Here is an 18,837-nt window from a genome sequence, read left to right on the forward strand (position 1 = left end):
TTGCTGCGCTTCACGATCCGGCGGCTCGCCATGCTGTTGCCGGTGTTCCTCGCCGTCTCGCTGGTGATCTTCATGATCATCCATCTCGTGCCGGGCGACCCACTGGAGCATCTGATCCAGGTCGGCTCGTCGCCCGAGCAGCGGGCGGAGATGATCGCCCGCTACGGCCTCGATCGGCCACTTCTGGCCCAGTACGGCACCTGGCTCGCCAAGGTCGTCACCGGCGATTTCGGCGACGCCATCGTGATGCGCCAGCCGGTGGCGAACCTCATCGCCGAGAACATGCCGCACAGCCTCGCGCTCGGCGGCACGGCGCTGGTCTTCTCCACGACCGTCGGGATCGTCACCGGCGTGCTCGCCGCCTCCTTCCGGGACAGCCCGTTCGACCGGGCAGTGATGGGCTTCATCCTGCTCGGCTCGACGCTGCCGAGCTTCTGGCTCGCGCTGCTGATGATCCTGCTCTTCGCCGTGCAGTTCGAGTGGTTCCCGGTCTCGGGCGCACGGAGCTGGGATGCGCTGGTGCTGCCGGCGCTTACCATCGGGATCGGCGGCACGGCGCTGATCGCTCGCGTGACCCGCGCCGCCATGGTCGAGATCGCCAGCCGCGACTTTGTCCGCGTGCTCCAGGCCAAGGGCGTACCGTTCTGGCGGATCCAGCTGCGGCACGTGCTGCAGCAGGCGATGCTGCCGGTGATGACCATCCTCGGCCTGCGCATCGGCTGGATCCTCGGCGGCGCCGTCACCGTCGAATACGTCTTCGCCCGTCCGGGCCTTGGTTCCCTGCTGATCACCGGGCTGGCGCAACGCGACTACCCGCTCGTCCAGGGCTGCCTGCTGATGCTGGCCATCGCGGTCATGCTCGGCACGCTGCTCGGGGATCTGGCCCAGGCGGCCCTTGACCCGCGCCTGCGCGAAGCGATGGGTGTCCAATGAGCCGCCCTTCGCTCGCCGCGCGCATCGCCCGCTCGCCGCGCGGCGCCCTCTGCGCACTCTTCCTCGCCGCGCTCGTGCTCTGCGCGATCTTCGCGCCGTGGATCGCCCCCTATGACTATGCCGCGCAGAAGCTCGCCATGGCCAATACGCCGCCCTCGGCCGCGCATTGGCTCGGCACCGACGAGTTCGGCCGCGACCTGCTCTCGCGCCTGATCCAGGGCGCGCGCACCTCGCTCAGCGTCAGCGTCTTGTCGATAGCGCTCTCCATGATGCTCGGGGCGACGCTCGGCGCCGCCGCCGGCTATTTCGGCGGCCTCTTCGACAAGGTGGTCACCGTCGTGGTCGACCTGACCTGGTCCTTCCCGGAAATCCTGCTGGCGCTGATCCTGATCGCGATCCTCGGGCCCGGGCTGCATTCGACGGCGATCGCCATCGCCATCGCCTATCTCGCCCAGTTCACGCGTCTGACCCGGTCGCAGGTGCTGGCCCTTCAGGGCGAACTCTTCGTCGATGCGGCCGTGACGGCCGGCGCGCGCCCGGCCCGCGTCCTCTTCCTGCATCTGCTGCCCAACGCCATGACGCCAGTGATCGTCGCCGGGATGCTGGCGACGGGAGATGCCATCGTGCTCGAAGCGACGCTCGGCTTCTTCGGCCTCGGTGCGCAGCCGCCGATCCCGAGTTGGGGCGGGATGATGAGCTCGGGCACCGCGCAGATCTTCATCGCGCCCTGGATCATCATCTTTCCCGGCCTCGTCATCGCCACCACCGTGATCGCGATCAACCTGTTCGGCGACGCGCTCATCGAAGCGCTCGATATCCGCCGGCCGCTGCGCGACGGCTGACCGGCCTCCCCTCTGCCAGAACAAAGAAGTGCTTCGAGGAACGCCATGACCTTCACCGTGCTGACCGCCGAGTTCTCGCATGAGAGCAATACCTTCAGCCGTTGCCCGGCCGACTATGCCGCCTTCACGGATCGCGGCGTCCGGCTCGGCGAGGATGCGATCAGCGAGCGCGGCAAGGCCAATACGCCGATTGCCGGCTTCCTCGACATCGGCCGCCCCGCCGGCTGGCGCGTCATCCACGCGATCAGCGCCACCGCCCAGCCCTCCGGCCCGGTGACGCGCGATGCCTTCGACCGCATCGCCGGCGTGATCGTCGAGACCGCGAAGGCCCATGCAGGCGAGATCGAAGGCGTGCTGCTCGGCCTGCACGGCGCCATGGTCACGGAGTTCTGCGAGGATGGCGAAGGCGAATTGCTGGAGCGGATCCGCGCGGTGCTCGGGCCGAAGGTGCCGATCGGCATCACTCTCGACCCCCATGCCAATGTCACCCGCAAGATGACCGAGCTCGCCGACATCGTCGTCTCCTACAAGACCTATCCCCATGTCGACGTCCGCGAGACCGGCAAGCTCGCCGCCGGCATCCTGCAACGCGCCATGGCAGGCGAGATCAGGCCGATGACCTTGCGCGCCGAGCGGCCGATGCTGGAGGAGGTCAATGGCGGGCGCACCGATATCGGCCCGATGGTCGAGCGCATCGCCAAGGCAAAGGCCTATGAGAAGGAGGCGGGCGTCTTCGCCGTCAGCGTCAATGGCGGGTTCGGCAATGCCGATATCCACGAGGTCGGCCCGACCGTGCTTGTCACCTGCGACGGTGAGCACGAGAAGCACCAGGCTTTCGCCGACGCGCTGGTCGAGGACATGTGGCAGCGCCGCTTCGAGGTGGTGACGCCGTTCCTCTCGGTCGAGGATGCGGTCGCGGAGGCCAAGGCCTATGTCGCTGCATCGGGACCGCTGATCATCGCGGATTATGCCGACAACCCCGGCGGTGGTGGCTATGGCGATGCGACGGGATTGCTCAAGGGCATGATCGCGGCCGAACTTGAAGACGCTTGCTTCGGCCCGATCGTCGATCCGGAAGCAGCGGCCGAATTGCGCAAGGGCACGCCGGGCTCGACTGTCTCGGTCCGGCTCGGCGGCAAGGTCGATCCCGAGATCGGCGGCGGGCCGCTTGCGCTCACCGGTACGCTCGTCAGCGTGAGCGACGGCGCCTATATCGGCGATGGGCCGATGCTCGGTGGCCTGCGCGGCAACTGGGGTGCCTGCGCGGTGCTCCGCGTTGGTGACATCGAGATCCTTGTCACGACGATCCGGGCGCAGATGACCGACCTGCAGCAGTTCCGCGCCTTCGGCATCAATCCGGCGGCGAAGCGCGTCGTCGGACTGAAGTCGATGCAGCATTTCCGGGCGGCCTTCGAGCCCATCGCCGGCAAGGTCATCGTCTGCGACAGCGGGGCGCTCTGCACGCCGGACCTGTCGAAGCTGCCCTACAAGCGCGTGCGGCGGCCGATGTTCCCGCTCGACCGGAACGGGTGACGACAAGGGCAAGCCGGCCCTCTCCCTCCCCGCCATGGAGCGGAATTGCAGGGCAAGCCACGACGCGCGGTGTCGGTCAGGCTCCGGCGCCGGCGGTCATGTCGCCGCAGGCATAGAGGGTCTGTCCGGGCCGGGAAGCCCGCTGCGCCCGGCGGGCGCAGCGGTGGTGCAATCATGAGGGAACGCGATCGCCCCCGCTCGCTCAACCATGCCGCGGGCGGTGTCAGATGACGGAGCGTGCCAAGGGGAATGGCCCCATCAGCGCCCATCTTTCAACAGTACCGCCAGCCATGGCCGGGCATGACGGCCTATCGTGTAACACGCGCTCGCTTACCGCGTGGGCTGCCTCGCCTGCCGCGCCTGCTCGGCCTCCCGCATCGCGCGGAAGGCTTCCATATTGGCCTGCCCCTCCTTGATGGCCTCGTTCATGCGGCCATCGTGCATCATCTTGTAATCTTCGTTCTGGACATCTTGGGTACAGCCATTGCTCTTGCTGCAGGCCGATGCCGGGGTCTGAACTGCCGCAACGCCAAGAAGAACGATCGTCGCTGCAGTTCCTACAAGCATTCGTCTGATCATAGTCCGATCTCCTGACCCAACGCGGCAAGCCGCAGAGCGATCCTGATAGCTGCCAAGCCCGATCGATCCGTCGCAGCAGCCAAAGGACACCCGAATGCGGTCTACAGCGCTCTGCTGTCACCCCTATCCAAGAGAGATATGTTACCGATTCAGCCGTTGTATCCTCTGCTCCTGCAACGCAGCCATGTGTTTCGAACTTGAAGGTGCCAGGACGTCGATGGTTCAGCTTCGTCTTCCATCGACCGGCCTTGGGTCGGCGTGTGTCACTGGCGAGACGTTGGCCACCAAGGCACCGGTCATGATGGTGCATGCCTGTGACTGCCGCATGTCGGGACCGAACCATCTCCTGGCCGGGCGGGCATTGATTGAAGCGCAATCCATGATGATTCTCGTTCGGCGGACGGATTGGCTATCGGTGATCGCTCGCGGCGGGCTCGATATCGCGACCAGACGCGGCTAGGACTGTACGCTGGACGCGCCGAAACCAGGCAACACGGGACGAACCATGACTGACGCCTATATCTGTGACTTCGTTCGGACACCGATCGGCCGCTTCGGCGGGTCCCTGTCCGCGGTGCGGCCGGACGATCTCGGCGCCGTGCCGCTGAAGGCGCTGGTCGAGCGGAATCACGGCGTCGATTTCGGTGCGGTCGATGATGTCATCTTCGGCTGCGCCAACCAGGCCGGCGAAGACAATCGCAACGTCGCACGCATGTCGCTGCTGCTGGCGGGCCTGCCCAAGGAGGTTCCCGGCACGACGATCAATCGCCTGTGCGGCTCGGGCATGGATGCGGTGATCGCCGCCGCCCGCGCGATCAAGGCGGGCGAAGCCGAGCTGATGATCGCCGGCGGCGTCGAGAGCATGTCGCGCGCGCCCTTCGTGCTGCCGAAGGCAGACAGCGCCTTCTCGCGCCATGCCGAGATCCACGACACCACAATCGGCTGGCGCTTCATCAACCCGCTGATGAAGGCGCAATACGGCGTCGATTCCATGCCGGAGACGGGCGAGAACGTCGCGGCCGATTGCGGGATCAGCCGCGCCGACCAGGACGCCTTCGCGTTGCGCTCGCAGCTGAAGGCGGTCGCCGCCCAGCAGAACGGTCGTCTCGCCAAGGAAATCGTGCCTGTCCTGATCCCGCAGCGGAAGGGCGACCCGATCCGCGTCGTGATCGATGAGCATCCGCGCGGCGACACCACGCTGGAGAAGCTCGCCAAGCTGCCGACGCCGTTCCGCAAGGAAGGCGGCAGCGTCACCGCCGGCAACGCGTCTGGCGTCAATGACGGCGCAGCGGCGCTGATCATCGCCTCGGAGAAGGCCGCTGCAAAATACGGCCTGACCCCTCTGGCGCGCGTGTCCGGCGGCGCGGCTGGCGGCGTCGCGCCGCGCGTGATGGGGCTGGGGCCGATCCCGGCCACCCGCAAGCTGTGCGAGCGCCTCGGCCTGACGCCGACGGATTTCGACATCGTCGAGCTCAACGAAGCCTTTGCCAGCCAGGGCATCGCCGTGCTGCGCGAACTCGGCATCGCCGAGGACGGCGACTTCGTGAACCCGAATGGCGGAGCGATCGCGCTCGGACACCCGCTCGGCATGTCGGGCGCCCGCATCGCCGGTACGGCGGCGCTCGAGCTGTCGCTGACCGGCAAGCGCCGTGCGCTCGCCACCATGTGCATCGGCGTCGGCCAAGGCATTGCCGTCGCCTTTGAACGGATTTGAGAAAACGGCCGGGAACCGGCACGGTGCAATCAAGCGAGGGATGGATGACGAACAAGATCTATGACGGCCCAAAGGCGGCGCTGGACGGCCTTCTCTTCGACGGGATGACGATCATGTCCGGCGGCTTCGGCCTCTCGGGCAATCCGGAGAGCCTGATCCCCGAGATCCGCGATTCCGGCGTGAAGAATCTGACGGTGATCTCGAACAATGCCGGCGCCGACGGCTTCGGCCTGTGGATGCTGCTGCAGACAAGGCAGATCAAGAAGATGATCGCGTCCTATGTCGGCGAGAACAAGCTGTTCGAGCAGCAGTATCTCGCCGGCGAACTCGAACTGGAATTGAACCCGCAGGGCACGCTCGCTGAGCGGATCCGGGCCGGCGGCGCTGGCATCCCGGCCTTCTACACCAAGACCGGCGTCGGCACCGTGGTGGCCGAGGGCAAGCCGGTCGAGGAATTCGAAGGGGCGCTTTATGTCCGCGAGACCTGGCTGAGGGCCGACCTCGCCATCGTCAAGGCCTGGAAGGCCGATACCGCCGGCAACCTCGTCTATCGAAAGACCGCGCGCAACTTCAACCCGAACATGGCAACCGCCGGCAAGATCACGGTGGCGGAAGTCGAGGAGATCGTGCCGGCGGGGACGCTCGATCCGGAGTCGATCCACACGCCCGGCATCTTTGTCGACCGCGTCATCAAGAGCACGATCAACGAGAAGCGCATCGAGAAGCTGACCGAGCGCAAGAGGGAGGCCGTCTGATGCCCTGGACCCGCGAACAGATGGCCGCACGTGCGGCCAAGGAGCTCAAGGACGGCTTCTACGTCAATCTCGGCATCGGCATCCCGACGTTGGTGGCGAACTACATTCCCGAAGGCGTGAACGTGACGCTGCAATCGGAGAACGGCCTGCTCGGGATCGGCCCCTTTCCCTATGAGGGTGAGGCCGACCCCGACCTGATCAATGCCGGCAAGCAGACGGTCACGCTGCTGCCGAGCTCGAGCTTCTTCTCCTCGGCCGACTCCTTCGCGATGATCCGCGGCGGCCATATCGACCTCGCCATCCTCGGCGCCATGGAGGTGGCGGCGAACGGCGACATCGCCAACTGGACGATCCCCGGCAAGATGGTGAAGGGCATGGGCGGGGCGATGGACCTCGTCGCCGGCGTCAAAAAGATCATCGTCGTGATGGATCACGCCAACAAGGCCGGCGAATCCAAGGTGCTCGAGCGCTGCACCCTGCCGCTGACCGGCGCCGGTGTCGTCGACATGATCGTCTCCGATCTCTGCGTCATGTCCTGCGACAAGGAGAATGGCGGCGGGCTGACCCTGATCGAGCTGGCTCCGGGCGTCACGCTCGACGAGGTCAAGGCCAAGACGGCCGCGCCCTTCGCGGTGGCTCTGGCCCAAGCAGCCTGATCTAAGTTGCCGAGCCGGGTCGGGGCGACCTCATGGTCGCGCCGGGCCGGCCTCCGCCTGTTGTCCTCCTGTCAACCGCCAATCTATGGATCGCGGCTGGCCGGAGCAGGCATGGGGAGCTCCTCGGCGAAGCGCGCCAGCGGCTGGGAGGTCCTCTCGAAGGCGCGCGCGACCCGGCCGTAGCAGGCGCAAGCACGCGCCTCCATCACGCTGCGATCCCGAACCGTCAAGTCGCCGCGTGAATAGCTGATCGCTCCCTGCTCCATCAGCTTCGAGCAGACCATGTTGACGGTTGCGCGTCGCAGCCCGAGCGCCCGCGAGACCGCCGCCTGGGTGAGCTGGAAGGAATGGCCGACCACCCGGTCATGCGCGTGCAGGAGCCAGCGGCAGATCCGCTCCTCGGCGCTGTGCAGGCTGTTGCAGGCCACCGATTCCAGCAGCTGGATGATCAGGCATTTGGCGTAGCGCAGCATGGCGTGGCGCACGCAGGGGAAGCGCGCAATGGCTTCGTCGAGATCTTGGATCGAAAGCCAGGAGGCATAGCCCGGGAGGACGACGCTGGACTGGCTGATCGCCTCGTCCCACCCATCACCAAGGCGATGCCGACGAAGCCCTCATAGCCGATCGCGGCCTTCTCGACGCCGCGTGCATCCTGCATGTCCGCATGCATCGAGACCACGCCGTCATGCGGAAAGATCGCATGAGTAAAGGGAGCGTTGTCCTCATAGAGAACCTGCCCGAGCGACAGGCGTCGGGTGATCAGTCTCGGTTGCAGATACGCCCGCGCCTCCGGCCGCAACGAGAGCAGGACCAGATTGCGGATATCGAAATCACCCTTCAACTGCGGCTCCAAGCATTCGCTCCCGGCATACAAGGGTCACTGCACTGGTCGTTTGGGCGTATCGATGTTGCGCAAGACGCTCCGTACTCGAATTACCTCAGGTCACACAGAAAGCCGCAGCAATGCATGATCCGAAGTGGCCGGCAGCATAGGCGAATCCCGTACTAAAGGCCTTGATTCACGACTCTATTCAGACTTGAAGTATTTGGCAGCCGCGGCGCATGGACCGTTCGGCGCATCCACACATTTCTGCGGCAATCGCGCGCATGAAGGGCGAGCGCCCCAAATGGCGCGCGCCAAGGCGCCAGAATCTTGCGCTCGGAGCGGCAGTCGCCAGACCAAGCCCGACACCATTATTCGCTGGCAAAGCGTCCGGCATGCTGTAAAGCGCGGCGCGGACGTCGATCGTTTGGCTTCGACGCCAAGAGGTGAGCCATGCGCATCGGCGTGATCGCGGACATACACGGCAATGTCGCCGCGCTGGAGGCGGTCCTGGACCGGCTGCAGCACGCTTCGCCCGACATGATCATCAATCTCGGCGATTGCGCCTCGGGCCCGCTCTGGCCGGCCGAGACGGTCTCGCTCCTCAGGGCGACCGAGATGCTGCACGTCCGCGGCAACCACGACCGGGCGCTGGGCGCGACGTCGCCCGAAGGGCTTGGCCGGTCCGACCTCTTCGCGTGGGAAAGGCTCGAAGCCGCCGATCGCGCATGGTTGTCGACGCTGCCGGAAGAGCAGTTCGTCGCCGGCGCGCATTGCTTCCATGCCACCCCCGGCGACGACGAAGCCTATCTGATGGAAAGGGTTGCCGACGGCCGCCTTCTGCCGGACAGCTCAGCCGCCGTCGAGTCCCGGCTTGCAGGCACGCAAGCGCGCCTCGTGCTCTGCGGCCACAGCCATTTGCCGCGCCTGCTGCGACTTCCCGCCGGGGTGCTCGTCGTCAATCCCGGCAGTGTCGGATGCCCCGCCTACCACGACGATACGGCGCCCGCCCACGTCTCGGAAAGCGGAAGCCCGCATGCCCGCTTCGCGATCGTGACGCTGTCGCCCGCGATCACCGTCGAACACCATGCCATCGCCTATGACTGGGACGCGGCGGCGGCGCGGGCGCGCCAGAGCGGTCGGGACGACTGGGCTCTGGCGCTGGCGACCGGGACGGCGCAGGCGTGAGCCTCGAGATCTTCCTCATCGTGCTCGCGGCGGCGGCGATGCACGCCGGCTGGAACGCCTGCGTCAAGGTCAAACTCGACCCGCTCCTCGCCATGGCGATGATCCAGTTCACCGCCGGGATCTTCGCCGTCCCAGCCCTGCTCATGACGGGCCTGCCCAGGGCCGAGGCATGGCCCTGGCTGGTCGGCTCGCTGATGCTCCATCTCGGCTACTGCATCGGCCTCGCCGAAGCCTATCGCCGCGCCGATATGAGCCAGATCTATCCGATGGCGCGCGGCAGCGCGCCGCTCCTGACCATGGCGGCCGCCTTGACGCTCTTCGGCGAACGTCTCTCGCCGCTGCAATTCGTCGCCATCGGACTGCTCGGTGTCGGCATCATGCTGATCTCGGCGCTGGGCCGCAGGCGCGGCACAGCCTTCGATCCGGTCGCGCTTGGTTTCGCCGGGTTCACGGCCGTCATGATCAGCGGCTACACCCTGGTGGACGGGCTCGGCGCGCGTGCCGCGGGTGACCCGCATGCCTATTCGGCCGCCCTGTTCGTGATCGATGCCTTGCCACTCATCGCCTTTGCGGTCCTGCGTCGGGGAGGCAAGCCGGCCCTGACGGCGATGCGCCCGTTCTGGCTGCAGGGTGCGGCCGGCGGCCTTCTGGCGCTCGGCGCCTATTGGATCGCAATCTGGGCGATGACGGTCGCGCCGATCCCGCTCGTCGCGGCGGTGCGCGAGAGTTCCGTGCTGTTCGCGGCTTTGATCGCCTATCTCTGGCTGAAGGAGCCGCTGCAGGCGTCACGGCTGGTCGCCTGCGGCTGCATCGTCGCCGCGCTCGCGCTGATGCGCCTCGCCTGATCTCAGCGTTCGAGAGCGGCTTCGGCGTCGGCCAAGCTCTGGACCGTTTCGAAGAAGCCGCGCACGAGCGGAATGCGCCGACGCTCGGCGCGGCAGGCCGCATACTCGCCCACGGCGAAATCGGCGCCGGTGATGACCAGCCGCTTGAGCAGCGGGTCGGACCTGAACTCGGCCTCGAAGATCACCCCGATGCCGAAGCCGGCAGCGACGGCCTCGCGCACCGCCTCACGCGACTGGACCTCGAGCAGGTTCGCCGGCTTGATCCCCGCTTCCGACAGGCGCGCCTCGAACGTCTCGCGCGTGATCGAGCCGCGTTCCCGCAGCACGATGTCCTGGCCGGCAAAGGCTTCGATCGGGATGCTGTCATGCGGAGCGAGGCGATGCTCGTTCGAGACGAAGGCGACCAGGCGATCCGAGCGCAGCTTCACCGTGTGCAGGCGCGGATCCGAACTCTGGCGCGCCGTGATCGCGACATCAGCGGCAAACTCCATGATCTGATCGACGACCTCGGACGAATTGCCGATCGTCAGGGAGAACGTGAGCCCAGGATAGTTTTCGCGCATCCGCGCCAGCGCGGCCATGACATGGGTCGCGCTGTCGGCCGCGATACGCAGATGGCCGCGCTGCAGCGTCCGCGTGCCCGCCAGCAGTGACTGTGCCTCGTCCTGCGCGGCGAACAGGCGGGCCGTGATGACGAAGAGGCTCTGGCCCAGTGGCGTCAGCTTGATCTGCCGGCCGACGCGATCGAACAGGCGCACGCCATAGGCGTCCTCGAGCGCGCGGACCTGCGCCGACAGGGTCGGCTGGCTGACATGGCGCGCCTTGGCGGCGCCGGTGAAGCTCTCCGCCTCCGCCACCGCATGGAAGGCCGACAGGCCGGAATAGCTGATCGCCATTGCATAGACACTTTCTATGGGTGACATGGATACGATGTATTGGAGCTATGTCAAACCGCAACCTACCGTCTCGTCATGCGCTGCAACGCGAAAAGCGAGATCGACATGGCACAAGCCCGCCGCCCTGCCTCTTCCGAAACCGGTGATCCGCTCCTCCTGACACCCGGCCCGCTGACCACCAGCAAGGCCATCAAGGAGGCGATGGTGCATGACTGGGGCTCGCGCGACGCGACCTTCGTCGGCATCAACAAGGCGGTTCTGGAGGAGCTGCCGAAGATCATCCATGGCGGCGAGGATTTCGTCACCGTGCCGATGCAGGGCTCCGGCACCTTCGCCGTCGAGGCGATGCTGACCACCTTCGTGCCGCGCGACGGCAAGATACTGGTCCTGATCAACGGCGCCTATGGCCAGCGCGCCAAGCGCATCCTGGAGATCGCCGGCCGCGCGGTCGCGGTCCACGAGACCGCCGAGGACACCCCGCCCGATCTCGCCGAGATCGACCGCATGCTGGTCGCTGACACCGCCATCACCCACATCTTCACCGTCCATTGCGAGACGACCAGCGGCATCCGCAACCCGGTCGAGGCGATCGCCGCGCTCGCCAAGCGCCATGGCCGCCGCCTGCTGGTCGACTCGATGAGCGCTTTCGGCGCGTTGCCGCTCGACAGCCGCGAGGTCTATTTCGACGCGGTCGCCGCCTCCTCGAACAAGTGCATCCAGGGCGTTCCCGGCCTCGGTTTCGTCATCGCCCGCAAGAGCGCTCTCGCCGAGACCAAGGGCAACGCCACGACGCTGGTGCTCGATCTCCATGACCAGAATGCCGGCTTCGAGCGCACCGGCCAGTACCGCTTCACCCCGCCGATCCACGTCATCGTCGCCTTCCATGCGGCCTTGCAGGAGTTCTGGGCCGAGGGCGGCGTTGCAGGCCGTGGCGAGCGTTATGCCGAGAACGCCCGCATCCTGATCGAGGGCATGGAGGGGCTCGGCTTCCGCACGCTGCTGCCGGCTGCCAGGCAGGCGCCGATCATCGTCACCTTCCACATGCCGGAGGACAAGAACTTCGTCTTCCAGCGCTTCTACGACGCGCTCAAGGATGCCGGCTACGTCATCTATCCCGGCAAGCTGACGGTCGCCGACAGCTTCCGCATCGGCTGCATCGGCGCGCTCGGTGCGCAGGACATGCGCGCCTTCGTCGCCACAGTGTCGGATGTCCTTGATGAAATGGGCGTCGGCCTGAAGTCGGCCGCGTGAGGAGCCCTGAGATGACAATGCACACGAAGATCGGCTCGGATGTCGTTGCGAACGGTCGCGAATATGCCCGGCCGCAGCGTCCGACGGTGGTGATCTGCATGGACGGCTCGGAGCCGGCCTATATCGAGGCGGCCAGTGCCAAGGGCCTGACGCCGAACCTCGACCGGATCATGAAGGCCGGCGCCAGCACCCATGCCTATTCGGTGATCCCGAGCTTCACCAACCCGAACAACCTCTCGATCATCACCGGCCGCCCACCGATCTGGCACGGCATCGCCGGCAACTTCTTCTATGACCGCGAGGCCAAGGAAGAGGTGATGATGAACGATGCCCGCTTCCTGCGGGCGCCGACCATCCTGGCCGAGTTCCAGAAGGCCGGTTTCAAGGTCGCGATGGTCACGGCCAAGGACAAGCTGCGCACCCTGCTCGGCAAGGGCTTGGACTTCGCCTCCGGCAGTGCGATCGCCTTCTCTTCGGAGAAGGCCGACAAGGCCAACAAGGCGGAGAACGGCATCGAGAACGTACTCGATTTCGTCGGCATGCCGGTGCCGTCGGTCTATTCGGCCGATCTCTCGGAATTCGTCTTCGCCGCCGGCGTCAAGCTGCTGGAGAGCTTCAAGCCCGACCTGATGTATCTCTCGACCACCGATTATGTGCAGCACAAGGCCGGACCCGGCTCGGAAATGGCCGATAGCTTCTACGCCATGTTCGACGGCTATGTCGGCAAGCTCGACGCGCTCGGCTGCACGCTGGTCATCACCGCCGATCACGGCATGAACGACAAGCACCTCGCCAATGGCGAGCCGGATGTCGTCTATCTCCAGAGCCTGATGGACCAGTGGTACGGCAAGGGCACGATGCGCGTGATCCTGCCGATCACCGACCCCTATGTCGTGCATCACGGCGCGCTCGGCTCCTTCGCCACGGTCTACCTGCCGGATGGCGCGAGCCAAGAAGAGGTTGCGGCCCGTATCTCCGGTTTGGACGGCATCGCGCTGGCGGTGACCTCCGCCGAAGCCTGCGAGCGCTTCGAATTGCCGGCCGACCGGATCGGCGATGTCGTCGTCGTCTCGACCCGCCAGAAGGTCATCGGCACCTCGCCGGACCGGCACGATCTCTCGGGCCTGACCGAGCCTTTGCGCTCGCATGGCGGCATCACCGAGCAGCGCGTGCCGATGATCGCCAACCGGCCGATCACGGTGCCCCAGGGCCGCACGCTCCGCAATTTCGACGTCTTCGACGTCGCCCTGAACCTGGTGAATTGAGATGAACGCGACGGTGAAGCCGCCGGTGCGGCGCGAGGCGATGCGCATCGCCGGCAAGCTGGTCACGACCGACGATATGGTCGAGGTCCACAACCCCTATGACAACAGCGTCGTCGGCCTGATCCCGGCCGCCCGGCCCGAGCATGTGCGCGAGGCCTTCGCCAAGGCGAAGGCGTTCAAGCCGAAGCTCTCGCGCTACGAGCGCCAGCAGATCCTGCAGAAGACGGCCGAGCTGCTGCGCGACCGCAAGGAGCTTTTCGCCAAGCTGATCACGGCGGAAGCGGGCCTGTGCTGGAAGGACTCGCTCTATGAGGCGAGCCGCGCCTATGACGTCTGGTCCTTCGCGGCGCAGCTCACCATCAAGGACGATGGCGAGATGTTCTCCTGCGACATCTCGCCGAACGGCAAGGCGCGCAAGATCTTCACGACACGCCAGCCGCTGCTCGGCGTGATCTCGGCGATCACCCCGTTCAACCACCCGCTCAACATGGTCAGCCACAAGCTGGCTCCGGCGATCGCGACCAATAACCGCCTCGTGCTGAAGCCGACCGAGCTGACGCCGCTGACCGCGCTGGCGCTCGCCGACGTGCTCTATGAAGCGGGCCTGCCGCCGGAGATGCTTTCGGTCGTCACCGGCAATCCCTCGACCATGGGCGATGCGATGATCACCGATCCCGACGCGGATCTGGTGACCTTCACCGGCTCGGTCCGCGTCGGCAAGCACATCGCCGACAAGGCCGGCTACAAGCGCATCGTGCTCGAGCTCGGCGGCAACGATCCGCTGATCGTCATGGAGGATGCCGATCTGGACAAGGCGGCCGAACTCGCCGTTACCGGCGCGACCAAGAACTCGGGCCAGCGCTGCACGGCGGTGAAGCGTATCCTGGTGGTCGAGAGCGTCGCCGACGCCTTCTCCAAGCTCGTCGTCGAGAAGGCGAAGAAGCTGAAATGCGGCGATCCGATGGACCCGGAAACCGATGTCGGCTGCGTCATCAACGCCCGCTCGGCCTCGCTCTTCCAGGCCCGCGTCGACGACGCCGTCACCAAGGGCGCCGAGGTGCTCTACGGCAAGCGGGCGGAAGGGGCGCTGTTCCACCCGACCGTCGTCGACAAGATCCCCTATACCTGCGAGCTGGTGCATGAGGAGACCTTCGGCCCGGTCATCCCGATCGTCCGCGTGCCCGACGACATCGCCGAGGTGATCCGGATCTCGAACTCCACCGCCTATGGGCTGTCCTCGGGCATCTGCACCAACCGCTACGACTACATCCAGCGCTTCGTCGCGGAACTGGAGGTCGGCACCGTCAATCTCTGGGAGGTCCCGGGCTACCGCATCGAGATGTCGCCCTTCGGCGGGATCAAGGATTCCGGCCTCGGCTACAAGGAGGGCGTCGTCGAGGCGATGAAGTCCTTCACCAACGTCAAGACCTGGTCCATGCCCTGGACCGCTTAGCGGACCTTCAGTTTTGCCGAGGGCCGGTGGCTCGATCCGCCGGCCGACAATCATTTTGGGAACGACGCACCAGGCGAGTGCCAAACCGTACAAACAGGGGAAGATAACATGAAGAGCTGGCTTGCATCTGCCCTCATCGGCGCTTTCGCTCTCGCAATACCTGGGCACGCCGAGGCCCAACGGACGAAGGTCACCATCTACACCGCACTCGAAAACGATCTGCTCCCGCCGTTCAAGGCGTCGATCGAGAAGGCTGTGCCCGAAGCCGAGGTCTCCTGGGTGCGCGACTCCACGGGCGTGATCACCGCGCGCTTCCTGGCGGAAAAGGACGCTCCCAAGGCCGACATGGTGATCGGTCTCGCGGCATCGAGCCTGCTGCTGTTCGACAAGGCCGGCCTGCTTGAAGGCTATGAGCCGAAGGGCGCCGCCACGCTGAAGCCAGCCTTCCGCCCCGCGAAGGCGCCCCATACCTGGACCGGAACGGCCGCCTATCTCGGTGTCGTTTGCTTCAACACCGCCGAAGCCAAGGGCGTGCCGGCCCCGGTGTCCTGGAACGACCTGCACAATCCTGCCCTTAAGGGAAAGATCGTGATGCCGCACCCGGCCTCCTCCGGCACCGGCTACCTGATGGTCGCGGGTTGGCTCCAGGGCATGGGCGAGGAAGCCGGCTGGAAGTTCATGGACGGGCTGCACGAGAACATTGGCGCCTACCTCCATTCCGGCTCGGCGCCCTGCGTGCAGGCGGCGCGCGGCGAGCGCACCGTCGGCCTCGCGCTCGACATGCGTGGGGCTTCCGAGAAGACCAAGGGGGCGCCGATCGAGGTGATCATCCCGAAGGAGGGAGTCGGCTGGGAGGTCGAGGCCAGTGCCGTCGTCAAGGGCAGTAAGGTCGCCCCGATCGCCAAGAAGATCGCCGACTGGACTGCGAGCAAGGACGCGAGCGAGCTCTATGCCAAGGCCTATGCTATCGTCGCCTATCCCGGCATCGACGCCTCGCCGAAGAACTACCCGGCCGATGCCGAGGCCAAGATGGTGAAGAACGACCTGGGCTGGATGGCCGAGAACCGCGAGCGCGTCCTCGCGGAATGGTCGAAGCGTTACGAATCCAAGGCTGCGCCGAAGAACTGAGGCTGAGAGCGCCCCCTTCCTCTAGGGAAGAGGGCGCGGCACAGCTTATGCAAGCCGGCAAATCATGCGACCGGACGCCCCCTTCCGAACGAAGCAGGGCCGTCCGGTTGAGCGCCCGCGACCCGCGCCACCATCGAGAAGGTCCGCCGCCATGACGTCGTATACGCCCGCCCCGTTTCTTTCGATCCGCAGCCTCGCGAAGAGCTTCGGCAGCTTCGTCGCCCTGCGCGACATCGATCTCGACATTCAGCGGGGCGAGTTCGTCTGCTTTCTCGGGCCCTCCGGCTGCGGCAAGACCACGCTGCTGAGGGCGATCGCGGGGCTCGACCAACAGGATAGCGGCAGGATCGAGATGGGCGGCCGCGATGTCTCGCGCGCGCCGCCCTCCGAGCGAGATTTCGGCATCGTCTTCCAGTCCTATGCCCTGTTCCCCAACCTCACCGTCGCCGACAATGTCGGCTACGGCCTCGTCAACCGGCGGATCCCCGCACGCGACATCGCCCGGCGGGTGGATGAGTTGCTGGCGCTCGTCAGTCTCTCCGACCAGGCCAAGAAATTTCCCGTCCAGCTTTCGGGCGGCCAGCAGCAACGCGTCGCGCTGGCGCGGGCGCTGGCGACCTCGCCGGAACTCCTGCTGCTCGACGAGCCTCTATCGGCGCTCGACGCCAAGGTGCGCCTGCGGCTGCGCGACGAGATGCGCTCCCTGCAACAGAGGCTTGGCGTCACCACGATCATGGTCACACATGATCAGGAGGAGGCGCTCGCCATGGCCGATCGCATCGTCGTGATGAACGGCGGCGCGGTCGAGCAGGTCGGCTCTCCCGAAGAGATCTATCGCCGCCCCGCGACACCCTTCGTCGCGGATTTCGTCGGTCATATGACCTTCCTGGATGCAGTCGTCACCGGGCCGGGCCGCGTGCGGGTCGACGAGCTCGATCTGCTCGTCGCCAATGCGGCCCCCTTCCCCACCGGAACCGCGGTCCGGCTCGCGATGCGGCCGGAGGAGGTCCGCACCCGCGGCGTTTCGAGCGAAACCGCCAACAGCTTCGAGGCGACGATCGGCGACCTGGCGTTCCTGGGCTCGTTCTGCCGGGCCCATCTCGAGCCGACACGGTCGCGCAATACTCGGATCGCGGCAGATTTCTCGGCGAACGCCATGCGTGACCTCGGCATCCAGCCAGGCCAGGTGCGCGCGATCGCCTTTCCGCCGGAGTCGCTCCACGTCTTTGCCGGGGCGGGTCGATGACCGACACAGCGCAGCCCATCGCCATGGCTCCCGTGAATCTGAAGATGGGCGCGGTCCGCCTCAACGAGCGGCATGTCGCCGCCGCGCTGATCTTCGCGCTCTGCGCCGTTCTCGTGCTGATCATCGCACTGCCGCTCTGGGCGCTGCTGTCGAAGAGTCTCGAGGATGCGAGCGGACGTTTCGTCGGCCTGGCCAACTTCGTCGCCTATGTGTCGACGCCGACGCTGATCTCCTCGCTCGGCAACAGCCTCTTCGTCGCCGGCACGACCACGGTGATCGTGATCCCGGTCGCATTTCTCTATGCCTATGCGCTGCGCCGCAGCTGCATACCCGCAAAGGGGCTGTTCTATGCGGCGGCGATGGTGCCCGTCTTCGCACCGTCCCTGCTCTCGGGCCTCGCGCTCATCTATGTCTTCGGCAACCAGGGGCTGCTCAAATCCTGGATGATGGGCGCTTCCCTCTATGGCCCGATCGGCATCATTGCGGCCGAGGCTCTCTACAGCTTTCCGCATGCCGTCCTGATCCTCGTCACGGCGCTGGCGCTCTCGGACGGCCGGCTGCGCGAGGCCGCCGAAGCGATGGGGACGACGCGCTGGCGCATGTTCCGCACGATCACGCTGCCAGGCGCCCGCTACGGACTGATCAGCGCCACCTTCGTCGTCTTCACGCTGGTGATCACCGATTTCGGCATCCCCAAGGTGATCGGCGGGCAGTTCAGCGTGCTGGCGACCGACGCCTATCGCCAGGTCGTCGGACAGCAGAACTTTCCGATGGGTGCCGTGGTCGGCATCATCCTGCTCGTCCCGGCCATCCTCGCCTTCTTCGTCGACCGGCTGGTGAAGCGGCGCCAGAGCGCCATGCTGTCCGCCAGGGCGGTGCCCTATGCCCCGAAGCCGGAGCCGCGCCGCGACACGGCCCTGCTCGCCTTCGTCGTTGCGACGACGCTGGCGATCGTTGGCCCCTATGGCATCGCCGTGTGGGGCTCCTTCGTCACCTATTGGCCGTACAATCTGGGGCTTACGCTCAACAACTACGACTTCGCCGCCTTCGATCCGGCGGGCTGGGAGTCCTATCGCAACTCGCTGCGGCTCGCCTCGCTGACCGCGATCATCGGCACGGCGCTGATCTTCTCCGGCGCCTATCTCATCGAGAAGCTGAAGCTCTATCCGCGGATGCGCGCCTTTGCGCAGTTCCTGGCGATGCTCCCGATGGCTGTGCCCGGCCTCGTGCTCGGCCTTGGCTACGTCTTCTTCTTCAACGCCAGCTGGAACCCACTGGGCTTTCTCTATGGCACGCTGGCGCTGCTCGTGATCAACACGATCGCGCATTTCTACACGGTGGGGCACATCACCGCGCTGACCAGCCTCAAGCAGATCGACGGTGAATTCGAGGCAGTGTCGGCTTCGCTCAAGGTGCCGTTCTGGTCGACCTTCCGGCGCGTGACCGCGCCGATCTGCCTGCCGGCCATCCTCGACATCGGCGTCTATGTCTTCGTCAATGCGCTCACCACCGTTTCGGCGGTGATCTTCCTCTATGGCGCCGAGACCAAGCTCGCCTCGATCGCCATCGTCCATATGGACGAGGCCGGTGCGATCGCCTCGGCCGCCGGCATGGCAACGGTGATCATGCTGACGGCCATTGCGGTGAAGCTCGCTCATGTCGGGCTGGACCGGCTCGTCTTCGGCCGGCTCCAGCGCTGGCGGCAGCGCTAGGCCCGCGGGAAGACCGAG

Annotated in this window: 18 protein-coding genes; 14 read left to right on the forward strand and 4 right to left on the reverse strand. The window is 66.2% G+C overall.

Features of this window, described 5'->3' with window-relative positions:
* From VGN82_RS21135 to VGN82_RS21145, 3 genes are read left to right on the forward strand one after another with little or no spacing between them, the layout of a single operon-like run.
* Positions 1–933, forward strand: coding sequence for an ABC transporter permease (locus VGN82_RS21135; protein WP_327529013.1), 933 nt, complete (start codon positions 1–3; stop codon positions 931–933).
* A complete protein-coding gene (locus VGN82_RS21140) occupies positions 930–1,775 on the forward strand; it encodes an ABC transporter permease (protein ID WP_327529014.1) in 846 nt (281 codons plus the stop codon). Before VGN82_RS21135 ends, VGN82_RS21140 begins: the two co-directional genes overlap by 4 nt.
* Before the next feature lie 45 nt (positions 1,776–1,820).
* Complete coding sequence (locus VGN82_RS21145) at positions 1,821–3,308, forward strand: M81 family metallopeptidase (RefSeq protein ID WP_327529015.1); 1,488 nt, start codon at positions 1,821–1,823, stop codon at positions 3,306–3,308.
* 330 nt (positions 3,309–3,638) lie between these two features.
* Here the strand turns inward: VGN82_RS21145 and VGN82_RS21150 are convergent, their stop codons facing one another.
* Positions 3,639–3,887 carry a hypothetical protein gene (locus tag VGN82_RS21150; RefSeq protein ID WP_327529016.1) on the reverse strand — a complete coding sequence of 83 codons (249 nt, stop codon included), beginning with the start codon at positions 3,885–3,887 and terminating at the stop codon, positions 3,639–3,641.
* A 505-nt stretch (positions 3,888–4,392) separates the two neighbouring features.
* Between VGN82_RS21150 and pcaF the strand changes: the two genes are divergently transcribed.
* Genes pcaF through VGN82_RS21165 form a run of 3 tightly spaced genes read left to right on the forward strand, consistent with a single transcriptional unit; the run spans position 4,393 to position 7,012 of the window.
* Positions 4,393–5,601, forward strand: coding sequence for a 3-oxoadipyl-CoA thiolase (gene pcaF / locus VGN82_RS21155; protein WP_327529017.1), 1,209 nt, complete (start codon positions 4,393–4,395; stop codon positions 5,599–5,601).
* Positions 5,602–5,645: 44 nt separating this feature from the next.
* Positions 5,646–6,356: a CoA transferase subunit A gene (locus VGN82_RS21160; protein ID WP_327529018.1), complete on the forward strand. Its 711-nt coding sequence runs from the start codon at positions 5,646–5,648 to the stop codon at positions 6,354–6,356.
* Positions 6,356–7,012: a 3-oxoacid CoA-transferase subunit B gene (locus VGN82_RS21165; RefSeq protein ID WP_327529019.1), complete on the forward strand. Its 657-nt coding sequence runs from the start codon at positions 6,356–6,358 to the stop codon at positions 7,010–7,012. Before VGN82_RS21160 ends, VGN82_RS21165 begins: the two co-directional genes overlap by 1 nt.
* An 83-nt stretch (positions 7,013–7,095) precedes the next feature.
* Here VGN82_RS21165 and VGN82_RS21170 read toward each other — a convergent pair whose 3' ends face one another.
* Positions 7,096–7,485, reverse strand: a complete 390-nt coding sequence (locus tag VGN82_RS21170) for a Crp/Fnr family transcriptional regulator (RefSeq protein ID WP_327529020.1) — start codon at positions 7,483–7,485, stop codon at positions 7,096–7,098.
* Positions 7,461–7,865, reverse strand: coding sequence for a cyclic nucleotide-binding domain-containing protein (locus VGN82_RS21175; RefSeq protein ID WP_327529021.1), 405 nt, complete (start codon positions 7,863–7,865; stop codon positions 7,461–7,463). The genes VGN82_RS21170 and VGN82_RS21175 overlap by 25 nt, the downstream gene beginning before the upstream one ends.
* A gap of 423 nt (positions 7,866–8,288) precedes the next feature.
* On the opposite strand from VGN82_RS21175, the gene VGN82_RS21180 reads away from it, so the two are divergent.
* Both VGN82_RS21180 and VGN82_RS21185 read left to right on the forward strand, forming a co-directional pair.
* A complete protein-coding gene (locus VGN82_RS21180) occupies positions 8,289–9,023 on the forward strand; it encodes a metallophosphoesterase family protein (protein WP_327529022.1) in 735 nt (244 codons plus the stop codon).
* Complete coding sequence (locus VGN82_RS21185; protein WP_327529023.1) at positions 9,020–9,868, forward strand: EamA family transporter; 849 nt, start codon at positions 9,020–9,022, stop codon at positions 9,866–9,868. Before VGN82_RS21180 ends, VGN82_RS21185 begins: the two co-directional genes overlap by 4 nt.
* Before the next feature lie 2 nt (positions 9,869–9,870).
* Here VGN82_RS21185 and VGN82_RS21190 read toward each other — a convergent pair whose 3' ends face one another.
* The gene (locus tag VGN82_RS21190) at positions 9,871–10,764 is read right to left on the reverse strand and encodes a LysR substrate-binding domain-containing protein (RefSeq protein WP_327529024.1); all 894 of its coding nucleotides are present in this window, start codon (positions 10,762–10,764) and stop codon (positions 9,871–9,873) included.
* 75 nt (positions 10,765–10,839) lie between these two features.
* On the opposite strand from VGN82_RS21190, the gene VGN82_RS21195 reads away from it, so the two are divergent.
* The 6 genes from VGN82_RS21195 (at position 10,840) to VGN82_RS21220 (ending at position 18,819) form a co-directional block, all read left to right on the forward strand.
* A complete protein-coding gene (locus VGN82_RS21195; RefSeq protein ID WP_414644357.1) occupies positions 10,840–12,015 on the forward strand; it encodes a 2-aminoethylphosphonate--pyruvate transaminase in 1,176 nt (391 codons plus the stop codon).
* 17 nt (positions 12,016–12,032) lie between these two features.
* Positions 12,033–13,280: a phosphonoacetate hydrolase gene (gene phnA, locus VGN82_RS21200; protein ID WP_327529196.1), complete on the forward strand. Its 1,248-nt coding sequence runs from the start codon at positions 12,033–12,035 to the stop codon at positions 13,278–13,280.
* A 1-nt stretch (position 13,281) separates the two neighbouring features.
* Complete coding sequence (phnY, locus tag VGN82_RS21205; RefSeq protein ID WP_327529026.1) at positions 13,282–14,733, forward strand: phosphonoacetaldehyde dehydrogenase; 1,452 nt, start codon at positions 13,282–13,284, stop codon at positions 14,731–14,733.
* Positions 14,734–14,841: 108 nt separating this feature from the next.
* Entirely contained in the window at positions 14,842–15,861 is a 1,020-nt protein-coding gene (locus VGN82_RS21210; RefSeq protein WP_327529027.1) for a putative 2-aminoethylphosphonate ABC transporter substrate-binding protein, read from the forward strand.
* Between the two features lie 151 nt (positions 15,862–16,012).
* A complete protein-coding gene (locus tag VGN82_RS21215; RefSeq protein ID WP_327529028.1) occupies positions 16,013–17,107 on the forward strand; it encodes a putative 2-aminoethylphosphonate ABC transporter ATP-binding protein in 1,095 nt (364 codons plus the stop codon).
* Positions 17,104–18,819, forward strand: coding sequence for a putative 2-aminoethylphosphonate ABC transporter permease subunit (locus VGN82_RS21220; protein ID WP_327529029.1), 1,716 nt, complete (start codon positions 17,104–17,106; stop codon positions 18,817–18,819). Before VGN82_RS21215 ends, VGN82_RS21220 begins: the two co-directional genes overlap by 4 nt.
* Positions 18,820–18,837 lie beyond the last annotated feature (18 nt).

This window comes from Allobosea sp. (assembly GCF_035999205.1).
Lineage (GTDB): Bacteria > Pseudomonadota > Alphaproteobacteria > Rhizobiales > Beijerinckiaceae > Allobosea.

What these genes read in the sequence shown, in the direction of transcription:
- VGN82_RS21160 (WP_327529018.1), top strand. Translation starts at nt 5,646, where the DNA reads ATGACGAACAAGATCTATGACGGCCCAAAGGCGGCGCTGGACGGCCTT.
- pcaF (WP_327529017.1), top strand. Translation starts at nt 4,393, where the DNA reads ATGACTGACGCCTATATCTGTGACTTCGTTCGGACACCGATCGGCCGC.
- VGN82_RS21210 (WP_327529027.1), top strand. Translation starts at nt 14,842, where the DNA reads ATGAAGAGCTGGCTTGCATCTGCCCTCATCGGCGCTTTCGCTCTCGCA.
- VGN82_RS21190 (WP_327529024.1), bottom strand. Translation starts at nt 10,764, where the DNA reads ATGGCGATCAGCTATTCCGGCCTGTCGGCCTTCCATGCGGTGGCGGAG.
- VGN82_RS21145 (WP_327529015.1), top strand. Translation starts at nt 1,821, where the DNA reads ATGACCTTCACCGTGCTGACCGCCGAGTTCTCGCATGAGAGCAATACC.
- VGN82_RS21165 (WP_327529019.1), top strand. Translation starts at nt 6,356, where the DNA reads ATGCCCTGGACCCGCGAACAGATGGCCGCACGTGCGGCCAAGGAGCTC.
- VGN82_RS21220 (WP_327529029.1), top strand. Translation starts at nt 17,104, where the DNA reads ATGACCGACACAGCGCAGCCCATCGCCATGGCTCCCGTGAATCTGAAG.
- VGN82_RS21180 (WP_327529022.1), top strand. Translation starts at nt 8,289, where the DNA reads ATGCGCATCGGCGTGATCGCGGACATACACGGCAATGTCGCCGCGCTG.
- phnY (WP_327529026.1), top strand. Translation starts at nt 13,282, where the DNA reads ATGAACGCGACGGTGAAGCCGCCGGTGCGGCGCGAGGCGATGCGCATC.
- VGN82_RS21195 (WP_414644357.1), top strand. Translation starts at nt 10,840, where the DNA reads ATGCGCTGCAACGCGAAAAGCGAGATCGACATGGCACAAGCCCGCCGC.
- VGN82_RS21215 (WP_327529028.1), top strand. Translation starts at nt 16,013, where the DNA reads ATGACGTCGTATACGCCCGCCCCGTTTCTTTCGATCCGCAGCCTCGCG.
- VGN82_RS21140 (WP_327529014.1), top strand. Translation starts at nt 930, where the DNA reads ATGAGCCGCCCTTCGCTCGCCGCGCGCATCGCCCGCTCGCCGCGCGGC.
- phnA (WP_327529196.1), top strand. Translation starts at nt 12,033, where the DNA reads ATGCACACGAAGATCGGCTCGGATGTCGTTGCGAACGGTCGCGAATAT.
- VGN82_RS21150 (WP_327529016.1), bottom strand. Translation starts at nt 3,887, where the DNA reads ATGATCAGACGAATGCTTGTAGGAACTGCAGCGACGATCGTTCTTCTT.
- VGN82_RS21170 (WP_327529020.1), bottom strand. Translation starts at nt 7,485, where the DNA reads ATGCTGCGCTACGCCAAATGCCTGATCATCCAGCTGCTGGAATCGGTG.